Origin of the sequence: Frigoribacterium sp. CFBP 8766 (assembly GCF_014841435.1) — a bacterium.
Lineage (GTDB): Bacteria > Actinomycetota > Actinomycetes > Actinomycetales > Microbacteriaceae > Frigoribacterium.
Map to the genome: position 1 here is coordinate 806,310 of NZ_JACYTX010000001.1, position 21,643 is coordinate 827,952.

Annotated in this window: 17 protein-coding genes; 12 read left to right on the forward strand and 5 right to left on the reverse strand. The window is 73.2% G+C overall.

Annotated elements, in window-relative coordinates; translation table 11 throughout:
* From IFT90_RS03855 to IFT90_RS03885, 7 genes are all read left to right on the forward strand, one after another.
* Window positions 1-927 (forward strand): carbohydrate ABC transporter permease, encoded by a 927-nt coding sequence (locus IFT90_RS03855; protein ID WP_371812080.1) that lies wholly within the window; start codon window positions 1-3, stop codon window positions 925-927.
* Between the two features lie 93 nt (window positions 928-1,020).
* Window positions 1,021-2,661 carry a long-chain fatty acid--CoA ligase gene (locus IFT90_RS03860; RefSeq protein WP_192041036.1) on the forward strand — a complete coding sequence of 547 codons (1,641 nt, stop codon included), beginning with the start codon at window positions 1,021-1,023 and terminating at the stop codon, window positions 2,659-2,661.
* A 60-nt stretch (window positions 2,662-2,721) separates the two neighbouring features.
* Window positions 2,722-3,714, forward strand: coding sequence for an EamA family transporter (locus IFT90_RS17500; RefSeq protein WP_192041037.1), 993 nt, complete (start codon window positions 2,722-2,724; stop codon window positions 3,712-3,714).
* A gap of 13 nt (window positions 3,715-3,727) precedes the next feature.
* Complete coding sequence (locus IFT90_RS03870) at window positions 3,728-5,383, forward strand: MmgE/PrpD family protein (RefSeq protein ID WP_192041423.1); 1,656 nt, start codon at window positions 3,728-3,730, stop codon at window positions 5,381-5,383.
* Window positions 5,383-6,282 (forward strand): methylisocitrate lyase, encoded by a 900-nt coding sequence (prpB, locus tag IFT90_RS03875; protein WP_192041038.1) that lies wholly within the window; start codon window positions 5,383-5,385, stop codon window positions 6,280-6,282. The genes IFT90_RS03870 and prpB overlap by 1 nt, the downstream gene beginning before the upstream one ends.
* Before the next feature lie 73 nt (window positions 6,283-6,355).
* Window positions 6,356-7,537: a bifunctional 2-methylcitrate synthase/citrate synthase gene (locus tag IFT90_RS03880; RefSeq protein ID WP_192041039.1), complete on the forward strand. Its 1,182-nt coding sequence runs from the start codon at window positions 6,356-6,358 to the stop codon at window positions 7,535-7,537.
* Window positions 7,538-7,772: 235 nt separating this feature from the next.
* The gene (locus tag IFT90_RS03885; RefSeq protein WP_192041040.1) at window positions 7,773-9,800 is read left to right on the forward strand and encodes a thioredoxin domain-containing protein; all 2,028 of its coding nucleotides are present in this window, start codon (window positions 7,773-7,775) and stop codon (window positions 9,798-9,800) included.
* Window positions 9,801-9,899: 99 nt separating this feature from the next.
* Here the strand turns inward: IFT90_RS03885 and IFT90_RS03890 are convergent, their stop codons facing one another.
* Both IFT90_RS03890 and IFT90_RS03895 read right to left on the reverse strand, forming a co-directional pair.
* Complete coding sequence (locus IFT90_RS03890; protein ID WP_192041041.1) at window positions 9,900-10,775, reverse strand: sulfurtransferase; 876 nt, start codon at window positions 10,773-10,775, stop codon at window positions 9,900-9,902.
* Window positions 10,776-10,830: 55 nt separating this feature from the next.
* Window positions 10,831-11,979: an acyltransferase gene (locus IFT90_RS03895; protein WP_192041042.1), complete on the reverse strand. Its 1,149-nt coding sequence runs from the start codon at window positions 11,977-11,979 to the stop codon at window positions 10,831-10,833.
* Between the two features lie 100 nt (window positions 11,980-12,079).
* Here IFT90_RS03895 and IFT90_RS17420 point away from each other — a divergent pair, with 100 nt between their 5' ends.
* Entirely contained in the window at window positions 12,080-13,540 is a 1,461-nt protein-coding gene (locus IFT90_RS17420) for a right-handed parallel beta-helix repeat-containing protein (protein ID WP_192041043.1), read from the forward strand.
* Window positions 13,541-13,547: 7 nt separating this feature from the next.
* Here the strand turns inward: IFT90_RS17420 and IFT90_RS03905 are convergent, their stop codons facing one another.
* The 3 genes from IFT90_RS03905 to IFT90_RS03915 form a co-directional block, all read right to left on the reverse strand.
* Window positions 13,548-14,147, reverse strand: coding sequence for a CoA-binding protein (locus IFT90_RS03905; protein WP_371812082.1), 600 nt, complete (start codon window positions 14,145-14,147; stop codon window positions 13,548-13,550).
* A 1-nt stretch (window position 14,148) separates the two neighbouring features.
* Window positions 14,149-15,441, reverse strand: a complete 1,293-nt coding sequence (locus IFT90_RS03910; RefSeq protein ID WP_192041044.1) for an O-acetylhomoserine aminocarboxypropyltransferase/cysteine synthase family protein — start codon at window positions 15,439-15,441, stop codon at window positions 14,149-14,151.
* A 105-nt stretch (window positions 15,442-15,546) separates the two neighbouring features.
* Window positions 15,547-17,262: a dolichyl-phosphate-mannose--protein mannosyltransferase gene (locus IFT90_RS03915; RefSeq protein WP_192041045.1), complete on the reverse strand. Its 1,716-nt coding sequence runs from the start codon at window positions 17,260-17,262 to the stop codon at window positions 15,547-15,549.
* 68 nt (window positions 17,263-17,330) lie between these two features.
* Between IFT90_RS03915 and rsmI the strand changes: the two genes are divergently transcribed.
* From rsmI to rsmA, 4 genes are all read left to right on the forward strand, one after another.
* Window positions 17,331-18,161: a 16S rRNA (cytidine(1402)-2'-O)-methyltransferase gene (gene rsmI / locus IFT90_RS03920; RefSeq protein WP_123548018.1), complete on the forward strand. Its 831-nt coding sequence runs from the start codon at window positions 17,331-17,333 to the stop codon at window positions 18,159-18,161.
* Between the two features lie 75 nt (window positions 18,162-18,236).
* Window positions 18,237-19,805, forward strand: a complete 1,569-nt coding sequence (gene metG / locus IFT90_RS03925) for a methionine--tRNA ligase (protein ID WP_192041046.1) — start codon at window positions 18,237-18,239, stop codon at window positions 19,803-19,805.
* Window positions 19,802-20,776: a TatD family hydrolase gene (locus IFT90_RS03930; RefSeq protein ID WP_192041047.1), complete on the forward strand. Its 975-nt coding sequence runs from the start codon at window positions 19,802-19,804 to the stop codon at window positions 20,774-20,776. The genes metG and IFT90_RS03930 overlap by 4 nt, the downstream gene beginning before the upstream one ends.
* The gene (gene rsmA / locus IFT90_RS03935) at window positions 20,776-21,615 is read left to right on the forward strand and encodes a 16S rRNA (adenine(1518)-N(6)/adenine(1519)-N(6))-dimethyltransferase RsmA (protein WP_192041048.1); all 840 of its coding nucleotides are present in this window, start codon (window positions 20,776-20,778) and stop codon (window positions 21,613-21,615) included. Before IFT90_RS03930 ends, rsmA begins: the two co-directional genes overlap by 1 nt.
* The last annotated feature ends 28 nt before the right edge of the window (window positions 21,616-21,643 follow it).

Here is a 21,643-nt window from a genome sequence, read left to right on the forward strand (position 1 = left end):
GTGACCACACCCCAGTCCGTCGCCGACGCCCCTGCGGCCGGCGCACCCCGCAGCACCGTCCGCGGAGCCGATCGGGTCGCCGGCGTCCGTACCCCGCGCAGGCGACCACGTCGGCGCGGCGGATTCGTCGCCCTCCGCACCGTCGTCGCCGTCGTGGCGTCCGTCGTCGTCGCGTTCCCGCTGGTGTGGATGCTCGTCGTGGCGTTCTCGCCGCGGGGCGAGGTCTTCGGACGCGGCCTCCGCCTCCTGCCCAGCGCCCTGACCCTGGAGAACTTCGAACGCGTGCTCGAGCGGTACCCCGTGGGTGCGTGGTTCGGCAACTCGATCGTCATCGGGGTCTTCGTCACCGTGCTGACGGTCGTCGTGAGCCTGCTCGCCGGGTACGCCTTCGCGCAGCTCCGCTTCGTCGGGCGCACGGCGGTGTTCCTCGTGTTCCTCGCGACCCTGATGATCCCGGTGCAGGCGATCATGGTGGCCCAGTTCCGGCTGGTGAACGGGCTCGAGATCTACGGCACCTACTGGGCGGTGATCCTCCCGTCGGCAGCCACGGCGTTCGGCGTGTTCCTCGCGCGCCAGTTCATGCTCGGCATCCCGCAGGAGCTGATCGAGGCCGCCCGTCTCGACGGTGCCGGCCCGATCAGGGTGTTCGCCCTCATCGTCCTGCCGCTGAGCGGTCCGTTGGTCGCCGTGCTCGTGCTGCTCACCCTGCTGGGCAGCTGGAACGACTTCGCCTGGCCGCTGATCGCCCTGAAGGACCCGGACCTCTACACGCTGCCCGTCGGGCTGCTCTACCTGAAGGGCCAGACCAACCCCGACTACAACGGGATCATGGCGCTCGCCGTCATCTCGGTGCTGCCGATGGTGGCGCTCTTCCTGGCGTTCCAGCGATTCTTCGTGCAGGGCTTCGTGCGCAGCGGGGTGCGGTAGCGGCGAGGGGCTCGGGCCGGCCGGGCTCCCGGCGGTCCGCCGTATGATCCGACCAGGATCACCACTCGTCAACGGAGACGGAGCACACCCGGCATGACCTCGAAGACCACAGTCACGAACGCACCAGCCACCGGCCCTTCCACCCCCACCGGCCACGCGACGGCCTCGGTCGCCGCGATCCTCAGCGAGGCGGCCGCCCGGTGGCCCGACGACGTCGCCGTCGTCGTCGGACCGCAGCGCACCACCTACCGCGAGCTCTGGCAGCAGTCGCTCGCCTACGCCGGCGCCCTCCGGGCCCGCGGCGTCAGCGAGGGCGACCGCGTCGCGATGCTCGTCCCGAACGTCGCCGACTTCGCCCGCGTCTACTACGCGACCCTCGCGCTCGGTGCCGTGGTCGTGCCCGTGCACGCGCTGCTCAAGCGCCACGAGATCGAGTACGTGCTGGGCGACAGCGGGTCGTCGCTGCTCGTCTGCGCGGCGCCGCTCCTCGCCGAGGGCGCGGCCGGGGCTCAGCTGGCGGGAGTGGACGTCGTGACGGTGCTCGCGCCTCCGGCGACCGACGCCGGCACCGCCGTCGTGCCCCCGGCGCCCGACCGCCTCGAGTCGCTCGCCGCCGAGGCCGAGCCGCTGACGACCTACGTGCCGCGGCATCCGTTCGACACGGCGACGATCCTCTACACGAGCGGCACCACCGGCCAGCCGAAGGGCGCCGAGGGGTCGCACTTCGCGCTGCTGCAGCAGGTCGACACGAACCTGATGAGCACCTTCGACATGCGCCGGGGCGACGTGCTGCTCGGCGCCCTGCCCCTGTTCCACACCTTCGGGCAGACCTGCACGATGAACACCGGGTTCCGGGCCGGCGCGACGATCGTCATGCTGCCGAAGTTCGACGGCGACGCGGCGCTCGCGGCCATGGTCGAGCACGGCTGCGAGGTGTTCATGGGCGTGCCGACGATGTACATGGCCCTGCTCGACGCCGCGACGCGGTCGGAGGCGCGACCGCCGCTGCGGTACGCGATCTCGGGCGGCGCCTCCCTGCCGCTCGCCGTGCTGGCGAAGTTCGAGCAGGTCTACGGCGCCCCTGTGCACGAGGGCTACGGGCTGACCGAGACGTCGCCGGTGGCGACGTTCAACCACGTCGGCCGGCCCCCGCGGCCCGGCACCATCGGCACCCCGATCTGGGGCGTCGACGTCGAGGTCGCCGACTCGTCGGTCGAGGACAGGATCGTCCTGCTGCCGCACGGCGAGATCGGCGAGATCGTCGTCCGCGGACACAACCTGATGAACGGCTACCTCGACCGGCCCGAGGACACGGCGAAGGCGATCGTCGACGGCTGGTTCCGCACCGGCGACCTCGGGACCAAGGACGACGACGACTACCTCACCGTCGTCGACCGGACCAAGGACATGATCATCCGCAACGGCTACAACGTGTACCCGCGCCAGGTCGAGGAGGTGCTCGCCCAGCACCCCGACGTGACCATGGCCGCCGTCTTCGGCGTGCCGCACGAGACGCACGGGCAGGAGATCGAGGCGGCCGTCGTGCTGCGCGCCGGCGCGACCGTCGCGCCCGAGGAGCTGGTCGCCTTCGTCTCGGACGAGATCGCCGCGTACAAGTTCCCCCGCGTGGTGCACGTCGTCGACGCGCTTCCCCTCGGCCCGAGCGGCAAGGTGCTGAAGCGCGACCTCGTCGCGCGGTTCGGGGCGCAGGAGGCGGCCGTCACGCCGTCCTGACCGCTCGCGCCCCCGGCACGTCCCGTCCGAGGCCCTCGGCGGGGTCGGTACGATCGGCGCGTGATCGGCATCGTGCTCGCGGCACTGCTCTGGGGCACCACCGGCACGGCGGCGAGCCTGCTCCCCGCGTCGGTCAGCCCGCTCGCGACGGGCGCGGCGACCATGTGCGTCGGCGGCCTGCTGCTCGCGCTGACGGCGCCGAGGCAGGCCGCGGCGGTGCTCCGAGGAGGCGGTGCCTCCTGGCGGTGGGTCGTCCCGGGAGCGCTCGCCGTCGTCGCGTACCCCCTCGCGTTCTACTCGTCGATGTCCCTGGCCGGGGTCGCCGTCGGCAACGTGGTCTCGCTCGGCACGGCACCTCTCTTCGCGGCGCTGCTCGAGCGGCTGCTCGACCCGGCCGCGCGCCGGCGACGGCTCGATCGGCGCTGGGCGGCCTCGGCCGGCGCGGCCGTCGCGGGGGTGGCGCTGCTCGCGGTCTTCGGGCACGACGAGCAGCCCCGCGACTTCGGCTTCGTCGCCGGTCCCGGTCAGGCCGCGGCCGCCGGCCTGCAGACCACGTCGACGTTCCTGGCCGGGGTCGCCCTCGGCCTGCTCGCCGGCCTCGCGTACGCGACCTACACGTACACGGCAGGCCGCCTCCTCGATCTCGGGCACACGGCGCGCGGCTCGATGGCCGCGCAGTTCGGCGTCGGGGCGGTCGTCCTGCTGCCGGTGCTGCTGCTGACGGGGGCGCCCATCGTCGAGACGGGCCGCTCGGTCGGCGTGCATCTCTATCTCGCGCTCGGGCCGATGTTCGTCGCGTACCTGCTGTTCGGGGCGGGGCTCCGCACCGTGTCCAGCTCGCGGGCCACGACGGTCACGCTGCTCGAGCCCGTCGTCGCGACGCTGCTCGCGGTGCTGGTGGTGGGGGAGCGGCTGGCCCCGCCGGGGTGGCTCGGCCTCGCGCTCGTCCTCGCCGGGGTCGCGGCCGTCGTCACGTCGCGGCCGACGCCGTCGATGCCGCCGCCGCCGCCGGAGCCCGATGCCCCTCGACGGTCGGTCGGCTCCGACGCCTAGGGTGGGTCGGGTGATGCTCATCGACGTGCACGTCCACCGTTCCGACGACCCGCTCGCGCGGCACGACGAGCTGGCCCACCGGCTGGCCTCGGTCGCGGTCGACCCCGTGGCGGTCGACGACGACGTGGCCGAGATGGTGGTCAACCGCGTCATCGACAACGCGGCCGTCGCCGTCGCGAGCCTCGGTCGGGCACCCGTCGTCGCGGCCCGGGCACAGGCCGCCGCTCGGCTGCAGCACCGCGCCCGGCACGCCGGAGCCGCACACGGCGGCAACGGACACGGCGACAGCCCCGCCGACACGGCCGACCGCCCGGAGAGCACCCTGCGTGCCGCGGGCCCGGCCGGCATCGCCAGCTCGGACGCCCGCAGCCCGCGCGCCGGCTCGACCGTCTTCGGCCTCGACCCCGAGCTGCGCGTCCAGCCCGAGTGGGCGGCCTGGGCGAACGGCGTCGCCGTGCGCGAGCTCGACTACCACGACACGTTCCTCGCCGCCGAGTACTCGCACCCCGGCGACAACATCCCGCCCGTGCTCGCCGTCGCGCAGCACGTCGGCGCCGACGGCGAGCAGCTGGTCCGCGGCATCGCGGCCGGCTACGAGCTGCAGATCGACCTCGCCCGCGCGATCAGCCTGCACGCCCACAAGATCGACCACGTGGCGCACCTAGGCCCGAGCGCCGCCGGCGGCATCGCGGCGCTGCTCGGCCTCGACGTCGAGCGCACCGCGCAGGCGATCGCGCAGGCGCTGCACACGACCACGGCCACGAGGCAGTCGCGCAAGGGCCTCATCTCGACCTGGAAGGCCTACGCGCCCGCCTTCGCCGGCAAGCAGGCGATCGAGGCGATCGACCGGGCGCTGCGCGGCCAGACCAGCCCGAGCCCGATCTGGGAGGGGGAGGACGGCGTGGTCGCCCGCCTGCTCGACGGCCCCGACGCGCGCTACTCCGTGCCGCTGCCCGGACCCGGCGAGGCGAAGCGCGCGATCCTCGACAGCTACACGAAAGAGCACTCGGCGGAGTACCAGGCCCAGGCCTGGATCGACCTCGCCCGCCGTCTCGGACGCGAGCGGCCCGAGCTGCGCGACCCGGCCGCGGTGCGGAGCATCGTCCTGCACACCAGCCACCACACGCACGTGGTGATCGGCTCGGGCGCCGGCGACCCGCAGAAGTACGACCCGACCGCCAGCCGCGAGACGCTCGACCACTCGATCCCGTACATCGTCGCCGTCGCCCTGCAGGACGGCGAGTGGCACCACGAGCGCAGCTACGCGCCCGAGCGCGCGCAGCGCCCCGACACGGTCGAGCTCTGGAGGCGGATCACGACCGCCGAGGACGCCGAGTGGACCCGGCGGTACCACTCGGTCGACCCGGACGAGAAGGCGTTCGGCGGGCGCATCGAGGTGGAGTTCACCGACGGCTCACGGCTCGTCGACGAGATCGCGGTCGCCGACGCGCACCCGCTCGGCGCACGCCCGTTCGCGCGCGAGGACTACGTGCGGAAGTTCCGCACGCTGGCCGACGGGGTGCTGGCGCAGGAGGAGGTGGAGCGGTTCCTGGGGATGGCGACGCGCCTCCGCACGCTCGAGCCGCACGAGCTCGCGGGGCTGACGCTCACGCCCCCGGCGGGCACGCTCGACCAGGCCGACGCGGCCTCGCCCGACGGGCTGTTCTGATGCTGTACTCGACGACGACCCCGGCCGAGAAGCGGCGCCGGCTCCGCGAGACGCTCGCCGGTGACCGGCTCGTGCGCCTGCCCGGTGCGTTCAACCCGCTCAGCGCGCGGCTGATCGAGCGGAAGGGCTTCGAGGGCGTCTACGTCTCGGGCGCGGTCGTCGCGGCCGACCTCGGGCTGCCCGACATCGGCCTCACGACCCTGACCGAGGTCGCGACCCGGGCCGGCCAGATCGCGCGGATGACCGACCTGCCGACGCTCGTCGACGCCGACACGGGCTTCGGCGAGCCGATGAACGTCGCCCGCACCGTGCAGACGATGGAGGACGCCGGGCTCGCCGGCCTGCACGTCGAGGACCAGGTGAACCCCAAGCGCTGCGGCCACCTCGACGGCAAGCAGGTCGTCGGCCTCGACACGGCCGTCAAGCGGGTCCGCGCCGCCGTGGAGGGGCGCCGTGACCCCGACTTCCTCGTGATGGCCCGCACCGACGTGCGCGCGGTCGAGGGCTTCGACGTCGCCGTCGACCGAGCGAAGGCGCTCGTCGACGCGGGCGCCGACGCGATCTTCCCGGAGGCGTTGACCGGCCTGGCCGAGTTCGAGGCCGTCGCCGAGGCGGTCGACGTGCCGGTCCTCGCGAACATGACCGAGTTCGGCAAGGGCGAGCTGCACACGACCGAGCAGCTGCGGAGCGCGGGGGTGCGGATGGTCATCTGGCCGGTGACGCTGCTGCGCCTCGCGATGGGCGAGGCCGGGCGCGGGCTCGACGAGCTCGCCGCGACCGGGACCCAGGCGGGCCTCCTCGACCGGATGCAGCACCGGGCCGACCTCTACGACCTCGTCGACTACGAGGGCTACTCTGCCTTCGACGGCGGCGTGTTCGACTTCACGGTCGAGCGCTGAGCCGCTGCAGGACCCGCACCACCTGCCGGCACCGCCGCCGGCGCACCTCGCCTCACCTCACGAAGGAGTGACCATGAGCGACACCCTCACCGCACCTCCCGCGCCCGAGCTGCACAAGGGCCTGGCCGGGGTCGTCGTCGACCGCACCGCGGTCTCGTCGGTCGACGCGGCCAGCAACTCCCTGCTCTACCGCGGCTACCCGGTGCAGCAGCTCGCCGCCTCGTGCGAGATCGAGGACGTCGCGTACCTCCTGCTGCACGGCGAGCTGCCGACGCCCGAGCAGCGATCCGCCTTCGACGCCGAGCTGCGGGCGGCGCGTCCCCTCGCGCCGGGGCTGCAGCACGTCATCGACCTGATCCCGACCTCTGCCCACCCGATGGACGTCGTCCGCACGGCCATCAGCGCCCTCGGCGCCGCGGAGCCCGAGCCGAGCAGCGCCCCGGGCGAGCACGACCCCGCCGACACCCGGCGCCTCGCGACGCGGCTCTTCGGCGCCCTGCCCGCCGTCATCGCCTACGACCAGCGCAGGAGGCGCGACCTGCCTCCCGTGCGGCCTCGCGACGACCTCGGCTACAGCGCCGACTTCCTCCGGCAGGTGTTCGGGCGCGAGGCCGACGACCTCGACGTCCGGGCGTTCGACACGTCGATGGTGCTGTACGCGGAGCACTCGTTCAACGCGTCGACCTTCACGGCACGGGTCGTCGCGTCGACGCTGAGCGACCTGCACTCGTCGATCGTGGCCGCGGTCGGCGCCCTCAAGGGCCCGCTGCACGGCGGCGCCAACGAGGCCGCGCTCGAGCTGCTCGTCCGGGTCGCCGACGACGGCGGTGCCGAGGGCGCCGCCGCCTGGCTCGACGGCGCCTTCGCGCGTCGCGAGAAGATCATGGGCTTCGGGCACCGCGTGTACAAGAACGGCGACAGCCGGGTCCCGACCATGGAGGAGGCGCTGGCCGGCCTCGTCGACCGGGCCCGCGCCTCCGGCGACTCCCGGGTCGACCAGCTCGCCGCCGTCTACGACGCGCTGGCCGCGGGGGTGCTCGAGCGCAAGGGGCTGAAGCCGAACGTCGACTGGCCGTCGGGCTTCGCGTACCACCTGATGGGCTTCGACACGGCGGTCTTCACGCCGCTCTTCGTCGCGTCGCGGGTGCTCGGCTGGAGCGCCCACGTCATCGAGCAGCGCGAGGCGAACTCGCTGATCCGGCCGCTGTCGCACTACGACGGCCCGGCGCTGCGCGACGTGCCGTCGCGCGCGTAGCCGCACCCCGTGCCGTCGCGCGCGTAGCCGCACCCCGCCGCTGCGGCCCCTGCTGCCTGCTTCCCCCCGCGCCAGCGTCCGCCGCCGAACCGCCTTCCGTTCGAAGAACCATCGTGCTTCGAGGTTCTTCGAACGGAACGAGGTTCGTCGCCGACAGCGGGCTCAGTCGCGCAGTCGCGCAGTCGCGCCGCCGCGCAGTCGCGCCGCAGTGCTCGCACGCGCCTAGCGTGGAGGCATGACGAACCGACTCGCCGACGCCGTCAGCCCCTACCTGCGCTCGCACGCCGACAACCCCGTCGACTGGTGGCCGTGGGGCCCGGAGGCCTTCGCCGAGGCAGCCCGGCGCGACGTCCCGGTGCTCGTCTCGATCGGCTACTCGACCTGTCACTGGTGCCACGTCATGGCCCGTGAGAGCTTCAGCGACCCCGAGCTCGCGGCGCACCTGAACGAGCGGTTCGTCGCGATCAAGGTCGACCGCGAGGAGCACCCCGACGTCGACTCCAGCTACCTGGCCGCCGCCTCGGCCTTCACCCCCCAGCTCGGCTGGCCGCTCACCGTCTTCACGACGCCTGCCGGCCAGGCGTTCTTCGCCGGCACGTACTTCCCGCCGCAGCCGGTCCAGGACCACCCGGCGTTCCGGCAGGTGCTCGACGCCGTCACCGAGGCGTGGACGAGCCGCCGCGGCGAGGTGGACGCGACCGCCCGCGGGGTGGCGGCGGCGCTCGCGGCCCAGCCCGCGCCTCCTGCGCCCGGCTCGGTCGAGCTGCCCTCGGCCGCGGCTCTGTCGCACGCGGCCGCCCGCGTCGCCGCCGCCGAGGACGTCGAGCACGGCGGGTTCGGCGGCGCCCCGAAGTTCCCCGTCGCGCCGGCCCAGCTGGCACTGCTGGGGCTCGGCGCCGGGGGAGACCGTGACGCACTCGCCCTCGCCTCCCGGACCCTGCGGCGCATGGCGTCGTCCCCGCTGCGTGACCCCGTCGAGGGCGGCTTCTTCCGCTACTCGACCCGGCGCGACTGGGGCGATCCCCACTATGAGCGGATGCTGTACGACAACGCACTGCTGCTGACCGCGTACTCGCGGCTGGCCCTGCTCGAGCCTGCCGACACAGTCAGCGACGGCACGGACGAGACCGCAGGAGGTGCGGGTCGCGGACCTGCGCCTGCCCTCGGACCGCTCGAGGTCGCGGCGGGCATCGCGGGGTTCCTGCTCGCTCGCCTCCGCACGCCGAGCGGCGCCTTCGGCTCGGCTCAGGACTCGGAGAGCACGATCGACGGTCGCCGCGTGGAGGGCGGGTTCTACGCACTGGACGCCGTCGAGCGCGCTCGGCACGAGGCGCCGCCCGTCGACGACAAGGTGCTGACGGGCTGGAACGGCCTGGCGATCGCGGCCCTCGCCGAGGCCGGCGCTCGACACGACCGCCCGGACTGGGTGGCGGCCGCACGCGGGGCCGCGGACGTGCTGCTCGACGAGCACGTGACCTCCGACGGGCGGCTGCGGCGCGCCTCCTCGTCGACCGGGGTGTCGGAGGCGGTGGCCACGCTCGAGGACCACGGCATGTTCTCCGAGGGCCTGCTGCAGCTGACGCTCGCCACCGGGCTGCCCCGGTACGCCGTCGCGGCGAGGTCCTTGATGTCTGCCTGCCTGGTGGACGAGGAGGGGGTCGTGCCCTTCGCGGCGCCGGCGGGGCCGGACCCCGTCCTGAGGTCACAGGGGACGGCGCTCGCGGCCGACCCGTCCGAGGGCGCCTACCCGTCCGGGGTCGCCGCGACGGCCGTCGCGGCGCTCACGCTCCACCGGCTCACGGGAGACGCGCGCTGGCGCCGGGCTGCGGAGCGGGCCGTCGGCCCTGCCGCCGACACGGCGCTCGACTCGCCCGTCGCGTACGGGACGACGTTCTCGCTGCTCGCGGAGCTCGCCGCGCCGTCCACGCAGCTCCTCGTCGTCGAGCCGTCCGTCGTCACGCCGGCCGTCGCGGCCCAGGTCGAGGGTGAGCTCTCGGCTGCGCCGGGGGAAGCGCAGCCGGTCGTGATCGACCTGGGAGCTCGAGCTCGTCGCACCCTGGGCCCCGGCGTCCTCGTGGGGGTCGTCGACGAGGACTCCGCCGTGGCGCTGGCGGACGCCGGGTTCGAGCTCTTCGCAGGTCGCACCGCCGTGCGCGGCCACGCGACCGCGTTCCTCTGCCACGACTTCGTCTGCCGGCTGCCCGTCACCGGCGTCGTGGAGCTCGACCGTGACCTCGCCGAGCAGGCGCGGTCGCAGGCGTAGGCGCAGTCGCGGTCGCGGTCGCGGTCGCAGGCGCAGGCGCAGGGAGTGCAGCGCTGGCCCGGGCGGCGGGCTGACGACCGCGTCGTGCCTCGCCGCGGGTCAGGCCGCGAGCGACTCGAGCGGTGCGTCGTCGTCGCCCGTCCACTCGTCGAGCGAGCCGTCGTAGAGGGCGACGTCGTCGTGCCCCACGAGCACCAGGGCGAGGGCGTCCGCACTGGCCGCGATGCCCTGGCCGCAGTAGACGACGACCTTCTCGGCCTCGAGCACCGGCGCGAACGCCGCCTCGAGCTGCTCGACCTCGGCGAAGTGCAGGGTGTCGTCGACGAGCTCGGTCGACGGCACGTTCACGCTGCCGGGGATGTGGCCCCGCCGGGGACGTGCGCCCGCGACGCCGTCGAACTCGGCACGGGGCGAGCCGCACACCAGCGCCGCCCGCTCGTCGCCGCGCACGACGGCCTCGACGAAGGGCTTGTCGACCCACAGTCCCGGACGCTCGTGCGCGACGAACACGGACGGCTCGGGCTCGACTGCTCCGACGTCGACGGGACGCCCCTCGGCAGCCCAGGCGGAGAAGCCCCCGTCGAGGACGGCCGCGTCGTCGTGGCCGGCCGCGCGCAGCAGCCACCAGAGCCGGGCGGCCCACGGGCCGCCCGACGAGTCGTAGGCGACTACCGTCGTGCCGGCGGCGATGCCCAGCGCGCCCGCGGCCTCGGCGAAGCGATCGACGTCGGGCCGCGTGAACGGGAGCGCCGCCCGGTCGTCGCTGAGGTCGTGGATGAGGTCGCCGAACACGGCCCCGGGGACGTGCCCCTGCTCGAGGTACTCGCCGCGGCCGGTCGTGAACCGGCCGGTCGCCGCGCCGTCGCGATCGCGCACGGGGAGCACCGAGACGTCGACCACGACCATGTCGTCGGCGCCGAGGTGGTCGGCCACCCACTGGCTGGAGACGAGGGGGGAGGTGATGACGGGGGACATGCGGGCCACCGTAGCGTCCGCCCCCGTCATCGACCCGGGACGCGTTCACGGGGCGTCACGCGACGGGTCGCGCGTCGACGGGGCCGGGAGCCGGACCCGGTCGGGCGAGGTCGTCCGTCCGCGCCCGCAGGCTGACCTGCTTGCGGGCCAGGAACCGACGCTCGACGAGGTGCCACGACGTGGCGCCGCAGCCCAGGCTGACGACGACCACGGCCGCGAGCGCCAGGCCGGAGGCGCCTGCTCCCCACCACAGGGCGAGGTTGAGGACGACGGAGTGCCAGAGGTACGTGCCGAAGCTCCAGTCGCCGAGCCTCGCGGTCACGCGCCCGAGGACCGAGGGCAGCCGGACCCCGGCGAAGAGCACGAGGTAGCCGCTCGGCAACGCGCAGAGCACCGGCTTGAAGGTGTGCTGCAGCCAGGCGAGCACGCCGGTGTCGGGGCCGTGGTCCTGGTAGGTCCGCAGGGCCACGTGGACGGCGAGCGCGGCGGCGGCGAGCCACCATCGCAGGGGAACGGCCGAGCCCACCCTGGCGAGGACCATGCCGGTGGTGAAGTAGGCCGCCCGCTCGAGGAACAGGTGGTGGAAGACCTCGTGCAGGAGCGGCCCGCCCTGGTTCGACACGAAGGCGCCGACGACGCTGACGACCGCCATGCCGGCGACCATCCGCCAGAAGCCGAAGCGGCGGGCCGCCAGCACGAGGACCGGGACGAGCAGGTAGAAGCTCATCTCGACGGGCACGGTGTAGAGCGGGCCGTTCATCGAGCCGCTGCCGATGTGCGACCAGATCGAGGGGTCGTAGTTGGGCACGAGCAGGGCGGCCGAGGCGAGCCACACGACGAGCTCGGGCGAGAGGAGGGTGGACGGAGCGGCGGCGCCGACGGCGACGAGGACGAGGGGCGCGGCCAGGGCGAACGCCGCGATCGCGGGGGCGACGCGGAGCCACCTGTTCCGGGCGTAGGTGCGCCAGGAGCCCGTCCGCGACCAGGTCGACACAGCCGAGGCGTAGACGAACATGCCCGTCAGCGTGAAGAAGACCATGATCGGCTCGGCGTACTCGACGCCGCCCCACAGCACCTCGACGCCCATCGCCGAGCTCGCGTGCAGGACCACCACCGCGATCGCTGCGACCCACCGGAGCGAGTCGAAGGCCTGGCCGCGGGCGAGCCGGAGGGTCAGCGGGGAGGTCGGCTGCCTGGATGTCATGTGTCGAATATGGACCACGACCGGCTGTCGTGTCTACATGCCTGAACAGCGTGTGGAATGTTCCACAGCACTGAGGCATGAATGCACTACGATCGACGATATGAACCTCGAAGCCTCCTCCGGTGCTCCCCGCGCAGCCGTCCCCGCCGACGCGCCGCGGGGCCCGACCCGCCGCGGTCTCCTCGGCGCGCTCACGGCGGCGGGCGCCGCGGCCGCCGCTGCAGGCCTCGCCGACGCCGTGCTCCCGGCCAGGCCCGCCTCCGCCTCCCCGTCGGCCCCCGACGCGGCGCCCGGCCGCACCTTCCACGTGCACCCGTCCGGCTCCGACGACGCCGACGGCCTCTCGCCGACGCGACCGTGGCGGTCGCTGGCCAGGCTCAACCTCGCCTTCGCCGAGCAGCAGGTGCGGCACGGCGACACGGTCCTGCTCGCGCGGGGCCGCGTCCACCCCGGCGTGCTCCGCCCGCGGGAGCCTGCCCAGGGCGACGACCGCCTCCTCACGATCGCCGCCTACGGCACGGGCAGCGCACCCCGGGTGTCGGCCTTCAAGACCCCGACGGCCGCCGGCTGGCGCGAGACGGCCCCCGGCTCGGGGCGGTGGCAGGTCGACCTGGCCGCGACGGGGGCAGGCAGCGACTGGCTCGGGGACGCGTCGTCGTCCACGGCGAACGTGGGCTTCCTCAAGGTGAACGACGAGATCCGCGCCTACCGACGGGGGTCCGTGGCCGACCTGCGCGGCCAGTGGGAGTTCGCGTCCCCCGTAGGGTCGACGGTCCTCACGGTCTGCAGCGACGCGCGACCGGACACCCTGGGCAGCGTCCAGGCCGCCGTCGACGACCCCCTGGTCGTGGGCGTCTCCCAGCTCGTGCTGCGCGGCCTGCACCTCGTGGGCACCGGCTCCCACGGCTACGACGACGGCCCCGGGGTGCACGACGTGCTGATCGAGCACTGCACCGTGAGCCACGTCGGAGGCTCGGAGCTGCCGGGGGCCGGCCGCTACGGCAACGGCGTGCAGATCTGGCAGGCCGGTCAGCGGGTCACGGTGCGTCGGTGCGTGATCACCGACTGCTGGGACACCGCGACGACCGTGCAGGGCTGGGACGGCCCGTGGTCCGCGATCGTCTTCGAGCAGAACGTCGTGCTGCGGTGCACGCAGGCGTTCGAGCTCTGGACGCGGGGAGGGCCGGCGTCGCCCGGCGTGCTCGACTTCCGGTTCGTCGACAACGTCTGCCACGACGTGGGCCTGGGGTGGGGCGCGCGTCCCCAGCAGCGGGGCCGCGGCAGCCACGTGGTCTTCTACGAGCTCGAGACTCCCGTCTCGCTCGAGGTCACGGGCAACGTGTTCGGGTCGAGCCGCGACGCCGTCTACTACGTCGGCGCAGGGGCAGGGTCCACCGCCACCCTGCCGTCCGGGCTGTCCTCGCACGACAACGTCGTGGTGCAGCCGCGGGGCCGTCCGATCGTGTGGGACGGCCCGTGGACCGTCCAGCGGTCCGAGCTGTTCAGCACCGGCCCGGGGCGGGAGGTCGACTCCACCTTCGTGGTGGGCGACCCCCGGTGACCCGGCGTCAGCGCCCCGATCGCCGCGACGAGATGACGCCGGTGTCGAAGCCCATCAGGTTGAGGCCTCCGTTGAACCGGGCGTGCTCGACCTTGATGCAGCGGTCCATGACGACGGTCAGGCCCTTCTCCTCGGCGTACCGCGCCGCCTCCTCGTTCCAGATGCCGAGCTGCACCCAGATGGTGCGGGCCCCGCTCGCGAGCACGTCGTCGACGACCGACGGGATGTCGCTCGCCTTGCGGAACACGTCGACGATGTCGGGCACCTCGGGCAGCGAGGCCAGGTCGGGGTACGCCTTCTCGCCGAGGATCACGTCGGCCCGTGGGTTCACGAAGTAGACGCGCAGGTCGCTCGACTGCTGCAGGTAGGTGCCGACGAAGTAGGAGGAGCGGGTCGAGTTCGGAGAGGCGCCCACGATCGCGACGCTCTTCGCGGAGCGGAGGATGGCCTGCCGCGCGCGCGCGTCCGGCCCGACCCAGGTGCGCTGCGACTTCAGCAGCTTGGCGAGAGGCGAGCTCGACGGCAGCTCGCAGGTGCGCCCGTTGGCGAGCTGCGTCGTGACCGTGTCGCTGCCCGTGCCCGTGCCCGTGCCTGTGCTCGTGCTCACGTCACGCCTCCTTCGTCGCGGCGCGGAGCGCCTGGTCGAGGTCGTCGATGATGTCGGCGGCGTCCTCGATGCCGACGCTGATGCGGACCGAGCCCGGCAGCACTCCGGCGTCGACGAGCTGCTGCTCGCTGAGCTGGGCGTGCGTCGTCGACCCGGGGTGGATGACGAGCGTCTTCGCGTCGCCGATGTTGGCCAGGTGGCTCGCGAGCTCGACCGACTCGATGAACGTCTTGCCGGCGGCGCGTCCGCCGGCCAGCTCGAAGGTGAAGACCGAGCCAGGGCCCTCGGGCAGGTACTTCTGCGCGCGCTCGTGGTGCGGGTGCCCGGGCAGCCCGGCCCAGCGCACGCGCTCGATCCGCGGGTCGGCGTCGAGCCACTCGGCGACCTCGCGCGCGTTCTCGACGTGCGCGCGCATCCGGAACGGCAGGGTCTCGACGCCCTGCGCCAGCAGGAAGGCGGAGTGCGGCGCCAGTGCCGGCCCGATGTCGCGGAGCTGCTCGGCCCGCAGCCGGGTGAGGAACGCGTACTCGCCGAAGTTGCCCGACCAGTTCAGCCCGCCGTAGCTCGGCACGGGCTGGTCGAAGAGCGGGAACCGCTCGCTGTCCCAGCCGAAGCGACCCGACTCGACGACCACGCCGCCGAGGGTGGTGCCGTGACCGCCGAGGAACTTCGTCGCCGAGTGGATCACGACGTCGGCGCCCCACTCGATCGGCCGGTTCAGGTACGGGGTCGCGATGGTCGAGTCGACGATCAGCGGGATCCCGGCGGCGTGCGCGACCTCGGCCAGGCCCTCGAGGTCCGCGATCTCGCCGGAGGGGTTCGCGACCGTCTCGACGAAGAGCAGCTTGGTCGCGGGGGTGATCGCCGCGGCGTAGTCGGCGGGCTCGCTCGACTGCACGAAGGTCGTCTGGACGCCGAAGCGCCGCAGGGTCACGTCGAGCTGCGTGACCGACCCGCCGTAGAGGGCGGCGCTCGCGACGATGTGGTCGCCCGCGCCGGCCAGCGAGGCGAAGGTGATGAACTGCGCGCTCAGCCCGCTCGACGTCGCGACCGCGCCGAGGCCACCCTCGAGGCTCGCCACGCGCTCCTCGAAGGAGGCGGTGGTCGGGTTGGCCAGCCGGCTGTAGATGTTGCCGTACTTCTGCAGCGCGAACCGCGCCGCCGCGTCCTCCGTGTCGTCGAACACGAAGGCGCTCGACTGGTAGATCGGGAGCGCGCGCGCCCCGGTCGCCGAGTCGGGGACGTTGCCCGCGTGGATCGCACGCGTGCGGAAGCCGTAGTCACGATCTGCCATGCGGGCCACGCTAGCCGCTGGTCGTCACAGGACGCCTCGGTGCGTAACGCAGCTACACACAACGAGCCGCGCCTCCTCGGCGGGGAGGGACGACCGGAGGCGACGCTACTTCCAGCTGGGGATCCAGTAGTGCAGCCGGATGAACTCCCAGTCCTCGAGCTGCGCCGTCCAGAGCGGGTAGAAGAACACGGTCACGGCGATCGAGACGACGACCACGATGCCCGTCACGACGATCCCGCTCAGCCGTCGGTCGGGGTGGTCCGTCCGGCGGCCGAGGACGATGCCGAGCACCCCGGCCAGCCCGAGCAGCAGGTAGGGCTCGAAGGCGATCGTGTAGAACTGGAAGACCGTCCGGCCCGAGAACGCCAGCCAGGGCAGGTAGCCCGCGGCGATGCCGACCAGCACGGCCCCGACCTGCCACTCGCGGCGGCGGACGAGGCGGTACACGAGGTACGCGCAGGCCGCGACGGCCGCGTACCAGATGAACGGGTTCGCGATCGAGGTGATCGCCATGCCGCAGCGAGCGACCTCGCACGCACCCTGGCCCTGGTCGAGCCCCTGGTAGTACATGCTCGTGGGCCGCAGCATGAGCAGCCAGCCGAACGGGTTCGCCGCGTACGAGTGCGGCGTGTGCAGCCCGACGTTGAACGCGTAGACGCCGGCCTCGTAGTGCCACCAGTTCTGCACCGTGTCGGGGACCCAGGCCAGCGCGCCCGACCAGCGCTCGCCTCCTTCGGAGACCCAGTTGCGGTAGTAGCCGCCGTCGGTGACGAACCAGCCCGTCCAGCTCGCGACGTAGGCGACGGCCGCGATCGGCACCGTGAGCAGGAAGCTGACCGGCGCCTGGCGGAACAGCGTGCCCGAGAGCCAGAACTCGACGCCCGCCCGGCGACGCGCGAGCACGTCGACGACGACCGTGTAGACCGCGAACACGGCCAGGAAGTACAGGCCGTTCCACTTCACGCCCGTCGCGAGGCCGCACAGCAGCCCGGCCGTCACCAGCCAGGGGCGGCCCCAGAGCGACGGGCCCCAGGCGGTGTCGCGGCCTGCGGCCCGCCTCCGCGCGAGCCAGGCGTCGAGCGCCCTCGCGCTCTGCCTCCGGTCGAGCAGCACGGCCCCGAAGGCGAGCAGGCCGAACAGCATCACGAAGTTGTCGAGCAGGGCCACCCGCGACATGACGATCGCGTGCCCGTCGATCGCCATGAAGGAGCCGGCCAGCGTGCCGACCAGCGTCGAGCGCGACAGGTACGTGCCGATCACGGCGACGAGCGCCACGGCGACGATGCCCGCGACCGCCGTGCTGATTCGCCAGCCGGCCGGGTCGTCGGGTCCGAAGGCCCACATGCCGAGGCCGATCAGCCACTTGCCGAGGGGAGGGTGGGCCACGAAGGAGGGGGCGGCCAGGTAGCCGTCCGCCCCGCCGGCCGCGAAGGCGGCGTCGTAGTCGCTCGGCCACGAGCCCTCGTAGCCCAGGTTCCAGAGGCTCCAGGCGTCCTTGACGTAGTAGGTCTCGTCGAAGACGAGGGTGCCGGGCCGGCCGAGGTCCCAGAGGCGCAGCGCGGCGGCGAGCAGGGTGACGACCAGCGGTCCGCCCCAGGCCCAGGCGCGGCGTCGGGCCGGCGTCGAGAGGAGGCGGCCCCACCACGCGTCGATCCGGAGCAGCGGACGGGGGGCGACCGGAGCTGCGGCCGCGTCGCTCGTCGCGCCTCCGGTGGCAGCCTCGAGGTCGACCCGCTCGCCGGGCTCAGCCGGGGCGACGCGCCCTGCGGCCGTCCCGGTGTCGAGCAGGGCGTCGAACTCCCGATCGCCCTGGCTGCTCATCCGGCCATCGTATTCGGCCCGCATCGGGCTCGTCGGCGGCGACGGCCCGGCCAGGGGACAATGGGCGGGTGATCGTCCTCGCCGCCACCCCCATCGGAAACCTCGGCGACGCCTCCCGGCGGCTGGTCGAGGCCCTGACGAACGCCGAGGTCGTCGCGGCGGAGGACACCCGCACCGCCATCCACCTCATGCGCGCCCTGGGGGTCGAGAACCGTCCCCGCCTGATCGCCCTGCACGAGCACAACGAGCGCGAGAAGGCGGCGGAGCTCGTCGAGCTGGCCCGGACGGCCGACCTGATCGTCCTCACGGACGCGGGCATGCCCGCGATCAGCGACCCGGGGTTCCCCCTCGTCGAGGCGGCCGCGGCCGCGGGCGTCACCGTCACGGCGATCCCCGGCCCGTCCGCCGTGCTGACCGCGCTCGCCGTCTCCGGCCTGCCCACCGACCGGTTCAGCTTCGAGGGGTTCCTGCCGCGCAAGCAGGGCGACCGCCTCCGGGTGCTCGGGGCCCTCGCCGACGAGCGCCGCACCATGGTCTTCTTCGAGTCGCCTCACCGTCTCGGCGACTCGCTCGGCGACGTGGTCACGGCGCTCGGCGCCGACCGTCGCGTCGTCGTGTGCCGCGAGCTGACCAAGCTGCACGAGGAGGTGCGGCGCGGCTCCGCCTCCGAGCTCGCCTCCTGGGCGGCCGAGGGCGTGCGCGGCGAGATCTGCGTCGTGGTCGAGGGCGCCCCCGAGCGCGAGTTCGACCTCGCGGCGGGTCTCGCGCAGGTCCAGGCCCTCGTCGCCGACGGGGCCCGGCTCAAGGAGGCCTCGACCGACGTGGCCGCCGCCACCGGCCTCTCCCGTCGCGACCTCTACCAGGCGGCCCTCGCGGCGAAGGCGCCCCGCCCCTCCTGAGCCCGCGGAGAGGGCGGCAGCCGAGGAGGCGCGGGCCGCGTCACGGCGTCGGCGGCCTCACCTAAGATGGTCCCCATGCCCGCCGGCGACTCCTTCTTCATCGCAACGCCCATCTTCTACGTCAACGACGTGCCGCACATCGGCCACGCCTACACCGAGGTCGCGGCCGACGTGCTCGCCCGCTGGCACCGCCAGCGCGGAGACGACACATGGCTGCTCACCGGCACGGACGAGCACGGCCAGAAGATCCTCCGCACCGCGACCAGCCACGACGTGACGCCGCAGGCGTGGGCCGACAAGCTCGTCACCGAGTCCTGGAAGCCGCTGCTCGAGACCGTCGACATCAGCAACGACGACTTCATCCGCACGACCGACGAGCGCCACGAGAAGGGCGTGCAGCGGTTCCTGCAGAAGCTCCACGACGACGGCTACATCTACCAGGGCGAGTTCGAGGGCTTCTACTGCGTCGGCTGCGAAGAATACAAGCAGCCGGGCGACCTCGTCGACGGCACGGGGGCCTTCGAGGGCGAGCAGGTCTGCGCGATCCACTCGAAGCCCGTCGAGCTCCTGAAGGAGAGCAACTACTTCTTCCGCATGAGCGACTTCGAGCAGCGTCTGCTCGACCTGTACGAGTCGCAGCCCGACTTCGTCCAGCCCGAGAACGTCCGCAACGAGATCGTGCAGTTCGTCAAGCAGGGCCTCCGCGACCTGTCGATCTCGCGCCAGACGTTCGACTGGGGCGTCAAGGTCCCGTGGGACGAGGAGCACGTCGTCTACGTCTGGTTCGACGCGCTGCTCAACTACGTCACGGCCATCGGCTACGGCGTCGACGACGAGCAGTTCGACCGCCGCTGGCCGGCGGTGCAGCTCGTCGGCAAGGACATCGCGCGGTTCCACGCCGTCATCTGGCCCGCCATGCTGATGGCCGCGGGCCTGCCCGTGCCGAAGGCGGTCTTCGGCCACGGCTGGCTGCTCGTCGGCGGCGAGAAGATGTCGAAGTCGAAGCTGACCGGCATCGCGCCGCAGCAGATCACCGACGTCTTCGGCGCCGACGCGTTCCGCTACTACTTCATGCGCGCCATCACCTTCGGGCAAGACGGCAACTTCTCGTGGGAGGACATCTCGGCCCGCTACCAGGCCGAGCTCGCCAACGGCTTCGGCAACCTGGCCTCGCGCGTCATCGCCATGATCACCCGCTACTTCGACGGCGCCGTCCCCGTCGCGGGCGAGCTGACCTCTGCCGACCTCGCCGTCCGCGAGACCGAGCTGCGCGTCACGGCCGCCGCCGACGGCGCGATGGACCGCTTCGCCATCAACGAGGCGCTCTCGTCGATCTGGGAGCTCGTCGACGTCCTCAACGGCTACATCACCGAGCAGGAGCCCTGGGCCCTCGCCAAGAAGGACGACCAGCGCGAGCGCCTCGCGACCGTGCTCGCCACCGCCCTCCGCGGCCTCGGCACGCTCACGGTGCTGCTGTCGCCGTTCATGCCCACCGCGACCCGCACCCTGTGGGAGGCGATCGGCCAGGGCGAGCTCACCAGCCAGCCCGTCGACCGCGCCGCCGAGTGGTCGAGCGCCCCGACGGTCCAGCCGCTCGCGGCCGGGCTCTTCCCGCGCATCGAGCAGCCCGAGCCGGCCGCATGAGCGACGAGCGCAGCAGCGGGAGCATCGACGGGCGCGGCACCGACGACCGCGGCACCGACGCGACGCCCTCGCACGTCCGTCACCGCTCTTCCACCGAGTCGGGCGGGCAGACCCGCGACCTGACCTACCCGCCGAGCCCGCAGGCGCTCGTCGTGCCCGTGTACGACAACCACACGCACCTCGAGATCGCCGACGGACAGAACGCGCTCGACTACCGCGAGCACCTCGACCGAGCGTCGAGCGTCGGCGTCCGTGGCGTCGTCCAGGTCGGCACCGACCTCGAGACGTCGCGCTGGTCGGCCGACATCGCCGCCCGCGAGCCGCGCGTGCTCGCCGCCGTCGCGATCCACCCGAACGAGGCACCGCTGCTGGCGGCCCGCGGCGAGCTGGCCGACGCCCTCGACGAGATCGACGAGCTGGCGGCCCGACCCCGCGTCCGCGCCGTCGGAGAGACGGGTCTTGATTTCTTCCGCACGGGGGCCGAGGGGCGCGACGCGCAGCTCGAGTCGTTCGCCCGGCACGTCGAGATCGCGAAGAAGCACGACCTGGCCCTGCAGATCCACGACCGCGACGCGCACGACGACGTCGTCGACCTGCTGCTCGAGGTCGGCGCCCCGGCGCGGACCGTCTTCCACTGCTTCAGCGGCGGTCCCGAGCTGGCGAGCATCCTGGCCGAGAACGGCTGGTACGCCTCCTTCGCCGGCACCGTCACCTTCAAGAACGCCGCGCCGCTGCGCGAGGCGCTCGTGCAGCTGCCGCGCCACCTGGTCATGGTCGAGACGGACGCGCCGTACCTGACGCCGACGCCGTTCCGCGGCCGGCCGAACGCGCCGTACCTCATCCCGCACACGCTCCGGTCGATGGCCGAGACCATCGGCACCGACGTCTCGATGCTCGCGGCGCAGATCTCGTCGAACACCGAGCTGGTCTACGGCTCGTGGACCGACGAGCCCGTGACGGTCGAGGGCTGATGTCGCGCTCGACCCTGCTCGGCCCCGCCGAGATCCGCGACCTCGCCGACCTGCTGGGCATCCAGCCGACGAAGAAGCTCGGCCAGAACTTCGTCCACGACGCCAACACGGTGCGGCGCATCGTCGCCGCGTCCGGGGTGTCGGCCGGCACCTCCGTCGTCGAGATCGGGCCCGGCCTCGGCTCGCTCACACTCGGCCTGCTCGAGGCGGGCGCTGACGTCGTCGCCGTCGAGATCGACAAGCGCCTCGCCGCGCAGCTGCCGACGACCGTGTCGCTGCTGCAGCCCGCGGCCGACCTCTCGGTGGTCGTCGACGACGCCATGCGCGTCGTCGAGCTCCCCTCGGCGCCGACGCACCTCGTCGCGAACCTGCCCTACAACATCAGCGTGCCGGTGCTGCTGCACTTCCTCGAGCACTTCCCGACGCTGACGCGCGGCCTCGTGATGGTCCAGGCCGAGGTCGGGCTCCGTCTCGCGGCCGAGCCCGGCTCCAAGATCTACGGCTCGCCGAGCATCAAGGCGGCCTGGTACGGCGAGTTCTCCACGGCAGGCCAGGTCAGCCGCCAGGTCTTCTGGCCCGTGCCGAACGTCGACAGCATCCTCGTCGCCTTCGACCGCAAGGAGGCGCGGGGCACCGAAGAAGAACGTGTCGCCGTCTTCGAGCTGGTCGACGCCGCGTTCCAGCAGCGCCGCAAGATGCTGCGGCAGTCGTTGTCGAGCGTCTACGGCTCGTCGGCCGCCGCCTCCGACGCGCTCGAGGCCGCCGGACTGTCGCCGACCGAGCGCGGCGAGCAGCTGACCGTCGACGACTTCCTGGCACTGGCACGGGCGACGCGCTGAGCCGCAGGGCGCGCGGCGCGCTCGTCGC

Coding starts and splice junctions, on each gene's coding strand:
- IFT90_RS03860 (WP_192041036.1), top strand. CDS start 1,021: ATGACCTCGAAGACCACAGTCACGAACGCACCAGCCACCGGCCCTTCC.
- IFT90_RS03870 (WP_192041423.1), top strand. CDS start 3,728: ATGCTCATCGACGTGCACGTCCACCGTTCCGACGACCCGCTCGCGCGG.
- prpB (WP_192041038.1), top strand. CDS start 5,383: ATGCTGTACTCGACGACGACCCCGGCCGAGAAGCGGCGCCGGCTCCGC.
- IFT90_RS03880 (WP_192041039.1), top strand. CDS start 6,356: ATGAGCGACACCCTCACCGCACCTCCCGCGCCCGAGCTGCACAAGGGC.
- IFT90_RS03885 (WP_192041040.1), top strand. CDS start 7,773: ATGACGAACCGACTCGCCGACGCCGTCAGCCCCTACCTGCGCTCGCAC.
- IFT90_RS03890 (WP_192041041.1), bottom strand. CDS start 10,775: ATGTCCCCCGTCATCACCTCCCCCCTCGTCTCCAGCCAGTGGGTGGCC.
- IFT90_RS03895 (WP_192041042.1), bottom strand. CDS start 11,979: ATGACATCCAGGCAGCCGACCTCCCCGCTGACCCTCCGGCTCGCCCGC.
- IFT90_RS17420 (WP_192041043.1), top strand. CDS start 12,080: ATGAACCTCGAAGCCTCCTCCGGTGCTCCCCGCGCAGCCGTCCCCGCC.
- IFT90_RS03910 (WP_192041044.1), bottom strand. CDS start 15,441: ATGGCAGATCGTGACTACGGCTTCCGCACGCGTGCGATCCACGCGGGC.
- IFT90_RS03915 (WP_192041045.1), bottom strand. CDS start 17,262: ATGAGCAGCCAGGGCGATCGGGAGTTCGACGCCCTGCTCGACACCGGG.
- metG (WP_192041046.1), top strand. CDS start 18,237: ATGCCCGCCGGCGACTCCTTCTTCATCGCAACGCCCATCTTCTACGTC.
- IFT90_RS03930 (WP_192041047.1), top strand. CDS start 19,802: ATGAGCGACGAGCGCAGCAGCGGGAGCATCGACGGGCGCGGCACCGAC.
- rsmA (WP_192041048.1), top strand. CDS start 20,776: ATGTCGCGCTCGACCCTGCTCGGCCCCGCCGAGATCCGCGACCTCGCC.